The sequence below is a fragment of the Neobacillus phoenicis genome, assembly GCF_047302305.1.
Lineage (GTDB): Bacteria > Bacillota > Bacilli > Bacillales > Cytobacillaceae > Neobacillus.
On the sequence record NZ_CP154847.1, the window covers coordinates 920434 to 934342 of the forward strand.

General features: G+C 34.7%; 12 protein-coding genes and 1 riboswitch. Of the genes, 9 read left to right on the forward strand and 3 right to left on the reverse strand.

Annotation, left to right across the window (positions count from 1 at the left end):
* Positions 1-15: 15 nt before the first annotated feature.
* Positions 16-113: riboswitch (guanidine-I (ykkC/yxkD leader) on the reverse strand.
* 233 nt (positions 114-346) lie between these two features.
* The 5 genes from AA0X95_RS04875 to AA0X95_RS04895 all read left to right on the forward strand — a co-directional run bounded on the left by AA0X95_RS04875 (position 347) and on the right by AA0X95_RS04895 (position 3888).
* Positions 347-913, forward strand: a complete 567-nt coding sequence (locus tag AA0X95_RS04875; RefSeq protein ID WP_413306001.1) for a suppressor of fused domain protein — start codon at positions 347-349, stop codon at positions 911-913.
* On the forward strand, positions 913-1119 hold the full coding sequence (locus AA0X95_RS04880) for a hypothetical protein (RefSeq protein WP_413306003.1): 207 nt from the start codon (positions 913-915) through the stop codon (positions 1117-1119). The genes AA0X95_RS04875 and AA0X95_RS04880 overlap by 1 nt, the downstream gene beginning before the upstream one ends.
* A complete protein-coding gene (locus tag AA0X95_RS04885; protein ID WP_413306006.1) occupies positions 1120-1596 on the forward strand; it encodes a hypothetical protein in 477 nt (158 codons plus the stop codon).
* A 207-nt stretch (positions 1597-1803) separates the two neighbouring features.
* Complete coding sequence (locus AA0X95_RS04890; protein ID WP_413306008.1) at positions 1804-2814, forward strand: DUF3231 family protein; 1011 nt, start codon at positions 1804-1806, stop codon at positions 2812-2814.
* A gap of 510 nt (positions 2815-3324) precedes the next feature.
* Positions 3325-3888, forward strand: coding sequence for a recombinase family protein (locus AA0X95_RS04895; protein WP_413306011.1), 564 nt, complete (start codon positions 3325-3327; stop codon positions 3886-3888).
* Positions 3889-4572: 684 nt separating this feature from the next.
* Here AA0X95_RS04895 and AA0X95_RS04900 read toward each other — a convergent pair.
* On the reverse strand, positions 4573-5469 hold the full coding sequence (locus AA0X95_RS04900; protein ID WP_413306014.1) for a LysR family transcriptional regulator: 897 nt from the start codon (positions 5467-5469) through the stop codon (positions 4573-4575).
* Positions 5470-5728: 259 nt separating this feature from the next.
* Between AA0X95_RS04900 and AA0X95_RS04905 the strand changes: the two genes are divergently transcribed.
* Together AA0X95_RS04905 and AA0X95_RS04910 are read left to right on the forward strand one after the other, a co-directional pair.
* Positions 5729-6688 carry a formylglycine-generating enzyme family protein gene (locus AA0X95_RS04905; RefSeq protein ID WP_413306017.1) on the forward strand — a complete coding sequence of 320 codons (960 nt, stop codon included), beginning with the start codon at positions 5729-5731 and terminating at the stop codon, positions 6686-6688.
* A gap of 87 nt (positions 6689-6775) precedes the next feature.
* A complete protein-coding gene (locus AA0X95_RS04910) occupies positions 6776-8896 on the forward strand; it encodes an arylsulfatase (RefSeq protein WP_413306020.1) in 2121 nt (706 codons plus the stop codon).
* 1375 nt (positions 8897-10271) lie between these two features.
* Here the strand turns inward: AA0X95_RS04910 and AA0X95_RS04915 are convergent.
* Entirely contained in the window at positions 10272-10769 is a 498-nt protein-coding gene (locus AA0X95_RS04915) for a hypothetical protein (RefSeq protein ID WP_413306022.1), read from the reverse strand.
* 426 nt (positions 10770-11195) lie between these two features.
* On the opposite strand from AA0X95_RS04915, the gene AA0X95_RS04920 reads away from it, so the two are divergent.
* Positions 11196-11603, forward strand: a complete 408-nt coding sequence (locus AA0X95_RS04920) for a hypothetical protein (protein ID WP_413306023.1) — start codon at positions 11196-11198, stop codon at positions 11601-11603.
* Positions 11604-12445: 842 nt separating this feature from the next.
* Here the strand turns inward: AA0X95_RS04920 and AA0X95_RS04925 are convergent.
* The gene (locus AA0X95_RS04925) at positions 12446-12847 is read right to left on the reverse strand and encodes a YkvA family protein (RefSeq protein ID WP_413306026.1); all 402 of its coding nucleotides are present in this window, start codon (positions 12845-12847) and stop codon (positions 12446-12448) included.
* A 454-nt stretch (positions 12848-13301) separates the two neighbouring features.
* Here AA0X95_RS04925 and AA0X95_RS04930 point away from each other — a divergent pair, with 454 nt between their 5' ends.
* Positions 13302-13856: a lysozyme inhibitor LprI family protein gene (locus AA0X95_RS04930; protein ID WP_413306028.1), complete on the forward strand. Its 555-nt coding sequence runs from the start codon at positions 13302-13304 to the stop codon at positions 13854-13856.
* Positions 13857-13909 lie beyond the last annotated feature (53 nt).

Here is a 13909-nt window from a genome sequence, read left to right on the forward strand (position 1 = left end):
TGACTGTTAAACAGTTTCTCCCAGGCTTTTATCCTTCCGTGACACAGCAAAGCTGTGAGTTTTCTCTCGGACCAGACCAACGTTAAAGCTGCGGAACCCTAGAAAACATTCCTCTTATGCAATTAATTAAAATTATACACACACCTTCAAATTATTCAATAACAGAAATATCCATCACTTTAAAGATAGAGGTGTGAATCATTGTACTTAAAGTAAAGGGTACGTTTCTTCAATAAAGGGAGGATTGCTTTTTCCTTATTAATGTATTGGAGCGGGAAAGTTGAAGAAGGGATTCGAGTAATTTAGGAGAAATATAAGTAAAGTTCGTATATATGAAGGTGGACAAATGGATAAATTTATACAGTTTTTAGAGAATCATCTAGGAATGATTGAATGTGGCTGTACTAATGATGATAGAGGCGAACGACTTCCTGTTCAAATTGTAAAATACAGTAAAGGTCCTTTTTCAGGTACTAAAACATTTTCTACTTTGGGATTAAGTAAAGTTCCATTGACTTCCTATGTTTCTGGAAAACAAATTTGGCAGGAATTAATTTTCATTTCATACTCCAATATTGGAAATTTAAATATACCTGCATTACTGACACAAGTTAGCCAGATGGCTTTAGATTCAAGTACAGCATTCTTAAGAGGAGATGTAATTGGACCCTATGGACCAATTTTTGAAGACTCAAATTTAGAAGCCCTTTATGTAACAGGTCCAGGTTACTTTCCAGATTCATTTGATGCTTTTAAAGTTGATGATAAAAAAACTATAATAATGGCTTGGTTAATTCCAATTACTTCAAAGGAAGCAGAATTTATTAAACAAAAAGGATGGGAAGAATTCGAAGATAAGCTTGTGGAATTAGACCCTGATTTGATTGATTTTAAGAGGGAAAGTATTATCTAATGTCATTCGGTCTTCTTCAACTTACTGGTGCTTTTGTTCAGAATGATGTGATCGCTGCAGCGGTCTTTTTTCTTGTTGCACTAACGGGCAGTTTAGTTGAAGAAGGAATAACGAATTGTGAAGAATATGGGGATTGTATAAAGAAGGGATTTTTGTTAAAGAATAAGCTAAAATTTGATAAAACAAATATTCTTTGGGTGATATAAATGAAAAATCAAAAATTGTTATTGCTGTCTTTACTGGTTCTACCTTGGTTAACGGTACCGTTACTGGGTAGTAAAGCATTTAAAAGATTTCTGCCCACTGCCATTTTTATGTGTACATTCACTAAAGCTCTAGATTTTTATGGTGAAAAGAAAAATTGGTGGAAATTTTATAATGGTATTGGACCTTTTGAAAGTATGAATTTTATGAATTTCGGTCCATACCTTGTTACTAGCTTATGGATATTAAAAGTGACTTTTGGTAAATTCCCTTTATACATTATTTCAAATACTCTCCTCCATATGTCATTTATCTTCGGCGGACTAAAAGTTGTCGAAGATAATAAAATATTTTCCTTAGAAAATTTAACAAAAGTTAAATATTTAGCAATAAATTTCTTAAGGGCTTTGGTTCTATATGCTTTTCAATACATAACGGAACCTAACCATATAAGGAAGTCGTTTTTTAATAAAAAATGACAAGATTAAAACCTTCAATAAAGTTCCAAGGGGTTGCGGTAGTAGCTCCTTTTTACTTGCACTAAAGGGCAGGTTAGTGGTTCAATGTTGGTTCATTTTTATGATTAGGTATCTATGGTGGATTTCTCATGGATTAATTTCCGTATTTTTTACATAATAAGTAATTTGGTCGTGGAAAATAAGAAAAAAATCTGGAGGTAAATTGCATTGGTCTTAACAAACCCTTTAAGTGCCTCAGAAGTGGGAACACTTTGGTTAACATATCAAGAAAAAACCATGATTCTCAGGATTTTAGAATACTTTAATGAAAAGGCAGATGACCAACGGGCTAAAAATATTACAGGAGGCTTGTGGGAGTCACTAAATTCTTATGTTTTAGAGATGGAAAAGATTTTTCAAGACCAAGGAATAGCTAAACCTATTGGATTTACAAAAGAAGATGTGAACTTAGAAGCACCAAAGTTGTATGATAATGGATTTGATGTTATGTTTGTCCGCGTATTAAAAGAAGTTAGCATGGGGATGTACACCATGAATATGAATATGGCTTACAACAACCAAATGATAAAGCTCTATGAGGGACTTACTTCTACGACTCAAAGAGTTTATCTTTTATCCACTCAATATTTGCTGGAAAAAGGCATTTTGTCTCTTCCTCCAAAAACGACCATGCCAAAAACAGTCGAATTCATTAAAAGCAAAAAATACCAGAGTGGTTTTAATCTGTTTGCAGAAAAAAGGGCTTTGAATGACCTTGAATTGGGTATTCTTCATCACGGCATAGAATCAAATAATGTTGGTTTACAGCTCATTACTGGTTTTGCTCAATGTGCAAAGACCCCAGAGGTTAAAGCACATTTTGTAAAAGGAATGGAGCTTTGTAAGAAACAAATAAAAATGTTTGAGGAAATCCTTTTGGATAGCAATGTTCATTTTTCCGCTACATCTGGAAGTACAGTAACAACTTCAACAGTTCCACCATTCTCAGAAAAACTCATGATGCATTGTATCTTTATTCTCAATGGATTCAGTATTACAGGGAATGCCTTTGGAACATTTTTCACTTTTAGAAATGATATAATCATGAAAATTGCATTAATCGCCAAAGATATATTTTTTTATGGACAAGAAGGAATTGAAATTAAAATTAAACATGGCTGGTTTGAAGAACCTCCACAAATGGAAGACCGAGCCCAAATCATTAATAATAATCAATAAATTTATTTATATAACGAATAATAATAATGGTGTTTTTTATAACACTAACTTTCAATGTGGGGGGATATATTTTGAAAAAACTTATTAACTTATTTTCGGCTTTAATTACTTTATTAATTAAAGCAACGTTCTTAATGGATAACCTCAATCACAGGTTAAATGCTTTAATAATAAGAATGTCTTCAATATTAAGAATGCAACCTGTAGGATAAGCATAAGGGTTTCATAATTATCTAATTCCACATTGCAATAAAAAGGCGAGCACGGTTGTGTTTGCCTTTTTATTATGTCCCGATATGGTAAATAGGGAGTATTTTAAATTAAATATTGTGAAGGTTTTCACTTAAAGTAAAGGGGGCTATAGTTTAAGAAAGTGACTGTCAACTAGACGGTCTTTTTTTTTATGCATAAAGTGTCATAACTTAAAAGTTTTGACTCCAAAATATGGAAGTGATAAAATAAGGGTATTGAATGGTGTCATAACTTATATTCATAAGTGAGGTGAACAAAATGAAGTATGGATACTGTCGCGTAAGCACTTTAGGACAGGACTTGAATGTGCAAATAGAGAGATTGCAAGCTGAAGGCTGCGATAAGATTATTGAGGAAAAATTCACTGGTACAAAGTTGGAAAGACCAAAGTTTAGTAAATTGGTTAAAGAATTAACTGAAGGCGACACATTAGTGGTCACCAAGCTGGATCGGTTAGCCAGGAATGTTCGTGAAGGAATTGACGTTGTAGAGGAATTATTCAACAAGGGTGTTCGGGTCCACGTACTAAATGTAGGATTACTCGAAAACACAACTATGGGGCGGTTCTTCCTTCAAACCATGTTAGCGGTAGCGGAAATGGAAAGAAATATAATTGTGGAACGAACCCAAGAAGGGAAAGCATTAGCGAAGCAGCGCGAAGATTTTAGAGAAGGCCGCCCGAGGAAGTTTAAAAAAGCCCAAATCGAGCATGCATTGAAGCTTCTTGAAACCAACTCCTATATGCAAGTGGAAAATATAACAGGCATAAGTAAAAGCACGCTTATCAGGGCAAAGAAACGACATGAGCAACTGACCGAATGAAAAACGATCACAAGTAAAATGAGTCGACCATTGTGGTCGATTTTTTTATTTCTTCTACTGTTATAACGATTATCACTTTAAATGTTTTAATTGTAATTTCAGTTGCATGAATAAATGATCAAGTTGTCGTTGCAATTGGCTTGCCTTTCTTAAACTGCCATTATGGTGGCTTTATTATTGGACTTACCGGGCAGGTTGAACAAGGATTATCAATTTCATAACTACAATTTAATTTACTCCATGCCTATTGATTTTTTAACATAATCATTCCACAAATTATAGGAATAATAGTTAGTATTCCAACTGTTAGAGTAGGTAACGGTAATCAGTTTCCAAATATAGCACCTAACTCTCTGAGGAAGCCACCAATAACAAAAGGTATATCGTTTTTGTTTTGTCGGCATTGGGTTTTGCGAAATACCGAGCATCCCAAACTGCATAAGCATAAAACCCTGAATAAACAAAAAAAAGCCTGTATTATCAGGCTATTTAAGAAATGCATTTTTTCGTTCTTCCTCATATTTAATACGTAAATTAAGGAGCGTACATAAATTACACCTTTTTCAAAGTCAACGTTGTCCATCTTAAAGCAAGAATTTCTCCTCGTCGCTTTCCGGTAAAAATTGCTAATAAAAAAATTAAATAATTGTCTCAATCCTATTTCAAGAAAAATTTAGCTTTGACTCAAGGAAGATTTTGTTTAAATGCTTTAATAAATTGTTTACTATGTTCGGATAATTTTTTGCGTCTCGATCGAACGATTCCAACTGAAAAGCGAAATGGATGAGGAAACACAAATGGAATTGTAATAATGCTACCATTTTGAATACTAGTAAGTTTATTCAAAAATAAATTCATTGTAATAATAATACCCAAACCCTCTGATACTGCTTCAGTAATTACCTTAACATTGTTTGTTGTAAATAATATATTTATATTAGGAACATAGTTAATCAGTTCATTTGCATATCCTGACAAAATAGGATCTTCCGTAAGAATCAAAGATTGATTAGCAAGATCCTCAATTTGTACCTTTTCTAAATAAGCAAGGGGAGAATTTTTGCTGGCACAAATTACTGTGCCACCTTCGAGAATGGTTTCAAATTCCAAATCGGGATTAGTAGCTGCCATTTCGTCAGTAAATATTGTAATACCAAAATCAGTCTTATCCGTTTTAACGTCGGACAAAATTGCATTAGGATTTTTTTCAAAAACTTCTACTTGGCAATAAGAATATTTTTTTTTATAAGTAACAAGTGCGCTAGGGATTACTAACATAGCATTAGGACTGACAGATAATGATATATTGATTTTTTCTGGATAAAGCTTCTGATGCGCAAAAATGGAAATATCTTTGACCTTTAGCATAATTTCCTGCGCCTTACTTACAATAAATTCTCCATCTTCGGTAAGCTCAGCACCCAATCTAGAACGATTAAAGATCTTTATTTGAAGTTCCATTTCTAGATTAGTTATGGCTTTACTAATACCAGACGGAGAAATATGAAGATTCTCAGCAGCTTTAATTAATGATTTTGTTTTAGCAACCTCAAGTAAGTACTCCAATTGTAATAGATTCATAGGATCACTCCGATTCATTTAAGTGAAAAAAATTCAACTAAGCCTCACTAATTTACACTTTATATTAACTTAAAGAGAAAGTATATTAATTTCAACGATGTAGATTCGTTTTTTGAAAATTTTTATTCGTAAATGATGAACAAACCAAAAATAGTTTTGGAGGTGTAATTTATGGTGAATCTTTTTTTGGAATTTTCACGAAATAGCCAGTGCAGAAAGCTTTTTGTTGAAATAATAATGCTAAAAGTGAGGGTTATTAATGGAACTAGAAAAAAATTCCGGCTGCTGTTTGCCAAAAAAACAAAAATCAACTGTATCTGAATCCTTAGGATTAAGTGTTGTTAAAAGCTGTAAGGGGGGGTCTGACCAAAATGCAATTTACGTTCCAGGTGGTGAATTTTTAATGGGAACCGATGATCCCGAAGGGCACAAGGACGATGGTGAAGGATTGGTACGTAAAGTAAAAGTTAATCCTTTCTACATAGACGCTTGTACAGTAACAAATTTTCAGTTTGAAGAATTTGTATCTGATACAGGCTACAAAACTGAGGCAGAAATTTACGGCTGGTCTTTTGTTTTTCATTCGCTAGTGTCAAATGAAACACGAACGAAGGTTACTCAATTTGTTCAACAGACTCCTTGGTGGCTAGTTGTTGATGGAGCAAACTGGAGACATCCAGAAGGACCGGATTCAACACTTAAAGATAGATGGGATCATCCAGTAGTTCATGTATCATGGAATGATGCTTTAGCTTATTGCAACTGGGTTGGGAAAAGACTGCCGACTGAAGCAGAGTGGGAATTTGCTGCTAGGGGAGGATTGGAACAAAAAAAATATGCGTGGGGAGACGAATTACTACCTAACGGTCAACACTATGCAAATATTTGGCAGGGGCAATTCCCAAACGAAGATCAAGGTTTAGACGGATATAAAGGAACTGCCCCAGCTCGATCATTTCCACCAAATAATTATGGCTTATATAATGTTTGTGGAAATGTCTGGGAATGGTGTTCTGATTGGTTCAGTTCAACCTATCATGTATATGACCCAAGACAAAATCCCAAAGGTACACCAAACGGAACATCAAAAGTAATACGTGGAGGCTCCTATCTTTGTCACGAATCTTACTGTAATCGTTATCGAGTAGCGGCCCGTAGTTCCAATACACCAGACAGTTCTACAGGACATATGGGATTTCGATGTGCTAAAGATGCGTAATTAATCATTCGTTAGGATTTGAATGTTTTTATATGCCCAGTGGGAAGCTAGATTAGTTTTTTTCTATACTTAAAGGAGACGATAAAAATGAAAAATAATATTGTATTCATTGTCCTTGACGATATGGGTTTTTCTGACCTAGGTTGCTATGGTTCGGAAATTAAGACGCCTAATATAGATCGTTTAGCACAAAATGGATTGAGCTATAATAATTTCCATGTTACGCCACTTTGTTCCCCAACAAGAGCAAGCTTATTGACAGGCAGAAATCATCATTCTGTTGGTATGGGGGTTCTAGCAAATTTCGATTTAGGTCCAGATGTACCGAACTCACGAGGTAAAATCAAATCTTCAGCAGGAACATTAGCGGAAATTCTAAAGGAAAATGATTTTAGTACTTATGCTGTAGGGAAATGGCATTTAACACCAATATATGAAGAAACACCGGCTGGTCCTTTTGATAACTGGCCGTTGGGAAAAGGTTTTGAACGGTTTTACGGATTTTTAGATGCTTGCTCAGATCAATATACACCTACTTTAGTTTACGATAATCATAACGTGGAGCCTCCCAAAAAAACCGATTATCATCTTTCTGAAGATCTTGTTGATCATGGAATAAAGTTTATTTCTGATCACGTTTCAATTTTTCCAGATAAACCATTCTTTATGAATCTTGCATTTGGCGCGCAGCATTATCCTCATCAAGTCTCACAAAGTTATATTGATATGTATAAAGGAACATATGCAAAAGGATGGGATCAAATACGCGAAGAAAGATTGGAACGTCAAAAATTATTAGGAATCGTACCACAAGATACAGTGCTTGCGGAACGTAATCCTGGTGTGAAGGAATGGGATAAGCTTACATCTGATGAAAAACGTCTCTTCGAAAGATTTCAAGAAACATATGCAGGGTTCCTAACTCACACAGATGAACAGATCGGTCGATTCGTTGATTTTCTTGAAGCTATTGGGCAATTGGACAATACGATGATTGTATTTCTTTCTGATAATGGGGCGAGTCAGGAGGGGGAATTTGATGGGATTTTGGAACCAGATTCTTATTATAACGGAATTCCAACGACAGCTGAAAAAATGTTCGATCGCATCGATGAAATTGGTGGACCAAATGCACACCCTAATTATCCTCGTGGGTGGGCTCAGGCAAGCAATACACCGTTTAAGTACTATAAACAAACAACTTTTGACGGAGGAATTCATGTTCCTTTGATTTATCATTTCCCAAATCGAATCAAGGATATTGGAAGTGTTCGTAATCAGTTCCATCATGTCATTGATATCACTCCGACAGTTCTAGACTTGGCTGGAATAAGTGCACCTAAAGAAATCAAAGGAGTTAAGCAAATGCCGTTGCATGGAAAGAGCATGCAGTATACATTTGATAATCCCAAAGTTCAAACTATCCGTGAAACTCAATACTTCCTTATGGGAGCACAGCGAGCGATTTGGCATGACGGCTGGAAGGCGACCTCTTTTCATACGAAAGGAACACCTTTTGAGGATGATCGATGGGAATTGTATAACACGATTGAAGATTTTTCTCAATCCAATAATTTAGCTGAATGGTTTCCAGAGAAACTGAATGAATTAAAGGAAATCTGGTTTGTAGAAGCTGAAAAATATGATGCTCTCCCAATTATTGATAAAACGATTGAATTATTTTCTTATGTCTCCCCTGATGATAGAGTAAGAAATCGTACAGAGTTTACTTACTATCCAAACATGGGCTATACTCTTGCAATGCCATCTATACTTAATCGTTCTTACAAGATTAAAGTACCGATTGATTGTTTGAGTAAAGAAAGTAAGGGTGTATTAATTGCGCACGGAAGTCCAAACAGCGGTTATACAATGTATATTCAAAATAACCGTATATATTATGAGTATAATTATGTGGGGACTGTCTATAAAATTGAATCTAATCTAGAAATTCCGGTTGGAAAGTCAACGATACGTTTCGAATTTGAGAAAACAGGTCAATTTCAAGGAAAAGGCAGCCTATTTATCGATGATCACCATGTTGGAGAAGTTGATATGCCAAGGACCTTACCGTTTTTGATTTCAATGGAAGGATTATCTGTTGGACGAGATGCATATTTACCAGTAAGCAAAAACTATACAGATAGAGGAGACTTCGCATTTACAGGGAATATCCAAAAAATCGAGTTTATTTTGCAAAATGATTAGGTTGAAGCTTTTAAATAGGGTAGAACATGTTAGTTAAATGAAAAATGTTCATAAAAACAATGTTTTATAAGGTTTGAACTGTATTACGGTAACCTATAAGTAGCTTGATGGATAGGTATCTATAGTTCAAGCCTAGTTGGATTATATTAGAAACAGACTCTTGGTAATCCTTGATTATCAAGGGTTTTGTTATACGCTCTAAAAAGTGCATAATGTTTAAAAGTGTAAGTAAATTTCGCCTACTCAATTTTGGAAAGAATTATTATTGTAAAAAAGTTGCCCTTTTTAACCTTAGCACTAAGAATGGAAAACAGCAGTAATCACAGAAAAAATATAACATAGCTGTATTTGTTAATTAATATGAGCATTTTCATCAAGTTTTACTAAAAGAATGACCCATTTATAAAGTAACCGTATTAAACCTCGAAGGAGGAGAACAGGAAATGCAAGGAAAAAAGAAGAACAGATTTCGAAACATTTTCACAAAAATGGTCGCTCGAATAGTATTTTAAGTAGACACTTCGGTTAGGTTCTGTGAAGCTTTAGCTATACAAAATGTATGGCTCAGGGAGTTGAAAGAAATAAGAACAATAAAAACAGCAGTTTTTTCAGGTGGCTCTATATTATAGAGTTGCCTTTTATTTTAGTCATGAGAGGGCATTAATTACATATTTGGTGTTGTATTTTTTCTTTTTGAACAAGGAAATCTCATAACTGAACCTAGTAGATTTGTCGGTAATCGTACTGTTTCAAGGTAGGCACCTTCTGCAATTCCTTGTCTAAGGCAGTTATAGTAGAGGATTAGGTAAACTAATGTTGCTTGCTTAACAACAATCATTAAATCGCTCTGTTGCTTCGCGGATTTATTTAACCCGTTATAAGCATTACGATTGCGTTCTTATTTAACTAAAGAAGCAGGTTAGTTTAAAAAAGATAAACATTCAAACCTATTTTACTGATTTCATAGTACTATTTTTTATTTTTTTGAATATTACATAAAAAATTAAATTTTATTGCTGGCTACGACAGACTTAGAAGTAATTGATCTTATCGAATGAGTAGTTTGCAAAGAGGATCCGGACAAATACTAAAATCATTTGAAGTCGGTTATCACATAATAAATGAAATCTTGAATGGAAAAGGAGAAGGTTGCGTTTATAATCTCGAATTTAAAATAAAAAAACATAAATGAAATGAGTATTGACCGTTATTCTATAATAAAGGCAGGTGAAAGGAATGCCGTTTTTCTACCAAAACACAAAAACAGCCTCCCCTTATTTGGAGAGACCGTATGAAACGTAATAATATAAGGTTATAACTTATAAAATATTTGTAACAGTATTGTTAGCAGTCTGTAGTTTTCTGTAGTACATATTTAACAAGGAATATTACGTTCAATTTCCTCAGCTGTAAAAACCGCGTCCTCTATCCCTTCATTACTCTCGTTACCCGGAGCTGAAGTATTGATTCTTCCTTCTAAAACATAAGTGAAAAATCCCACACCAGGTCTGTCGATCGCGGTGAAAGTAGTTGTTGCAAAGTCAATATTCGTATCTTGAACTCTAATAATCTCCTCTTCTGGTGCAACGCGTCTAATTCGGTATGTGAATAACTGTGCGAGTGGGTCTGCGACTGTGGAACCAAAATTATTTGCTACAATTGTTGCCAAAAATCTTACTGTGTCTAGAGGATCATCAATAGCGATGGTTAATGTTGAAATTGTAGTAAATTCTGATGGTGGGGGGAATGGTAATTCAGGAAGTGGATTCGCGTTAGTACCTACTACAAACTGGTGTAATAATCCAGACTGACAAGGAAAATGAAACGGCAATTTTCCAAAATCACATAAGCAATGTTTTTTGTCTTTACTCAATGTTTTATCACCACCTTTCTTATCAAATCTATTAACCAGTTTATGAACTGACAATTAAATTCGATTGGACAAGTTCCCTGCAAAAAAAATATTCACATAAATGGCGTACAAAGTAAAAAGAGCAAAGGAAACAAAAAACGAAAGTAACATTCGGGTTTAAGTTTCAAGATACTTGAGCAGTAAGAAAAATTTTCCAGTTGAGTAATGTCGGTAGCGGATAAAATATTGTATAACGTAATTTTGAATACTTCTGGATTCCAAAAAGATCTATAGAGCAAAAAATAGTTTTTTCTAAAATCAAATTGTGAAGAATTACACTTAAACAAACGGGTAGCTAGAGTTTAAGAAGAATTATAACAACTGTGGACCTTTTTTAAAGTGGCAGTGTAGTTCATGAAAAATTCTATTTAAAGAGAAGTGTTTTATATGAAATATCAACAAAAGGATTTCACAGATGACCTAAAGATGAAGGTTAAGAGTGCTGAGTCGGCATTAAGAGGGCATATCGAAAAATTGTTAAAAGAGTATAAATCCGTTATTGCTAGGAAGAACTTAGCATTTGAAGCTGATTTCGATCAAGTGGACGATGACCCTTTTCAGCCAGGGTATAGTTCCTCCGTTGCAATAGGCTTGGCAGATAAAACTGACAAAAATGGTGAACTTATTGACGTACATATTATTAAAATATGGGAATGTGAACGAACTTTCTTAGGTATGCCGGTTGCCAAAAACATTCCTGGAAGTAAAATTACCGGTGAACTACTTGATGAAACAGTGAAGGAAGTACAAGAAGAGATAATGGAATATATTGAAGATATATTAAATGATGTGTAAAGGTTCTTCGGGGCAAAGATGGGGACAGTCCCCCAGCGCTTTAAAGCGCCGGGGGACAGTCCCTTTCTCGACAATGTTTTTATTGTTTTTGCTGCAAGAATCCATTGCTAGCAAGTGTTTATCCTACTTTTAACCAAACGTTTGATTACAATCGAATTAGGGTGAAGAAAAGGGAAGGAAGTCATTAAAGCGAAATACTTACTATTTTGTCGAATAAGAGGGTAACATTCGGAAAGTTGGCCGACAACCTTTTTATGCCTTTTGTGATGTGAAGTAGCCAGATCAATAGGTATATTCTTGTTTTAACTAAACGATTAATTAGTATAGCCTATAGGGAAAATGATAAAAAAATAACGAAAGATAAGGGAAAGGGACGGTCTGCTGGTCTTGGTCAAAACTAGGAGACCGTCCCTTTGGTTTGTTCCTTTTAAACAACTCTTAAAGATAACTCAGGTAATAAATTAATAGTAGCTTGTACAACGGTTGTAATTTCTAGCTAAAATCCCCGTGCCTGTCACCGCCAAAAACAACCATCAGTATTCGACATCCTTTTTGAAGAATTCAAAGCAAGAATCCAATGTTTACTAGGACTTAACCTTCTTTTAATTAATCGTTTGATTAGTATCGGAAAAGGGCAGAAGTAACAGAATTGAGTCGGTTAAAGAGAAAAGACAAGGATTTTGAGGAATGTTAGCGGAGCAAACGAATAGGTCATCGACAATCTTTTTATGTGTTTTTGTCGAAGAAAATATATAGGGAGCGGTTCATGCTTCTTTTAATTAAACGTTTGGTTAGTATAGAAAAATAGGAAATTAGATGAAATTTGTAGGAATACAACGATATTATAGGCTCTTTTTATCAACGAAGAATTTAACAATCCAAATGGCAATGAATAGCCATATCAAAATAAAGAGTACGGCAACAAACCAATTTTTTGGTTTGCCATTTTGTCTAATTTCTTCTGCTTTTGCTCTGTTTTCTTCAATAATGAAAGGCGGTATTAATTTTAAAGCTAGTGAGATTCCAAGTGGAACGATAATAAGGTCATCGAGATAGCCTAATACAGGAATGAAGTCAGGGATTAGATCAATTGGACTAAAGGCATAAGCAACTACACAAATAGCTACCAATTTAGCATACCAAGGGACTCTACTGTCTTTATATGATAAATATAGTACGAATAAATTTTGTTTTAGTTGTCTGGCGTAGTTTTTTAATTTTGTTAATGCATGGGGCTGCTCCATTTTTATGCCCTCCTTTTGATAAAATTAAGATTTTTGCTAACATAATGTTGCTATTTTTGGATTCGCTGATAAAAGTGGAAATTCGCTGATATATTGGCAGTTTCGCTGATAAACTTGAAAATTCGCTGATAAACTATTGAAATTCGCTGATAAAGTCTTAAAAATGTTCATCTGGGTATAATTTTACATCTAATCGAACGTTTTTGAAGTTTAAACCTTTGGTGAAAACAGTAATATATACGAAAAAAGCCTAAAATTATAACCATAACAAAGTAAGTTGGCATGTTTCGTGAATTAAATGTTTAATTACCTGATAGAATATGAAGTGAGTAGTGAATAGCCTTCGTTTAAAATCTTTAAGTAGGGACAGTCCCCCAGCGCTTTAAAGCGCCGGGGGACTGTCCCTTTGGTCTGCGACTAGAAATGTTATAATATGGATAAAGGGGGTTGGTACATGAAAAGTAATCGGAAGTTACTGATGGTAATGTTAAGCGGCGTATTAGTTATTTTGGCTGCTTGTGGAAAGTCTTCTGTTGAGTCAAATGCTAAATCGAACGACCAGCCAAAGGTCCAAGAAGATACTTCGAATCATACATCTACAGATACAAATTCAAATGATGGAGAGTCACAGGAATCCCGTAATAATGAAAATACTGAAAGTAAAAAGGATCAATATCTTAAGAAACTAAATGAAATGGAAGAAGCAGACAGAAACGAAGAAGCTAAAACAACCATGGTAGAAATGGAAAAACAAGAAGCGGATAGATATAAAAGATGGGATGAGGCCTTGAACGAAATTTATGGGGTGCTAAAAGAGCAGCTTGATACAGAACAGATGGAGAAACTAAAGGAAGAACAACGGAAATGGATTAAGCACAGGGATGAAGCGGCGAAAGAAGCATCACTAAAGTATGAAGGTGGTACGACGGAAGCATTAGAATATGTGGCTACGCAAGCAACTCTAACAAGAGAAAGGTGCTATGAGTTGGTTGCGAAATATATGAAGTGATTTTTCGAGACAAACGAGGGATTATGCGTGAAGTTAGCGCTAATTTCTTTCGG

Bases quoted from the DNA above. Each gene is read 5' to 3' on its own strand.
- AA0X95_RS04905 (WP_413306017.1), top strand. From the start codon at position 5,729: ATGGAACTAGAAAAAAATTCCGGCTGCTGTTTGCCAAAAAAACAAAAA.
- AA0X95_RS04910 (WP_413306020.1), top strand. From the start codon at position 6,776: ATGAAAAATAATATTGTATTCATTGTCCTTGACGATATGGGTTTTTCT.
- AA0X95_RS04925 (WP_413306026.1), bottom strand. From the start codon at position 12,847: ATGGAGCAGCCCCATGCATTAACAAAATTAAAAAACTACGCCAGACAA.
- AA0X95_RS04895 (WP_413306011.1), top strand. From the start codon at position 3,325: ATGAAGTATGGATACTGTCGCGTAAGCACTTTAGGACAGGACTTGAAT.
- AA0X95_RS04920 (WP_413306023.1), top strand. From the start codon at position 11,196: ATGAAATATCAACAAAAGGATTTCACAGATGACCTAAAGATGAAGGTT.
- AA0X95_RS04880 (WP_413306003.1), top strand. From the start codon at position 913: ATGTCATTCGGTCTTCTTCAACTTACTGGTGCTTTTGTTCAGAATGAT.
- AA0X95_RS04900 (WP_413306014.1), bottom strand. From the start codon at position 5,469: ATGAATCTATTACAATTGGAGTACTTACTTGAGGTTGCTAAAACAAAA.
- AA0X95_RS04930 (WP_413306028.1), top strand. From the start codon at position 13,302: ATGAAAAGTAATCGGAAGTTACTGATGGTAATGTTAAGCGGCGTATTA.
- AA0X95_RS04875 (WP_413306001.1), top strand. From the start codon at position 347: ATGGATAAATTTATACAGTTTTTAGAGAATCATCTAGGAATGATTGAA.
- AA0X95_RS04885 (WP_413306006.1), top strand. From the start codon at position 1,120: ATGAAAAATCAAAAATTGTTATTGCTGTCTTTACTGGTTCTACCTTGG.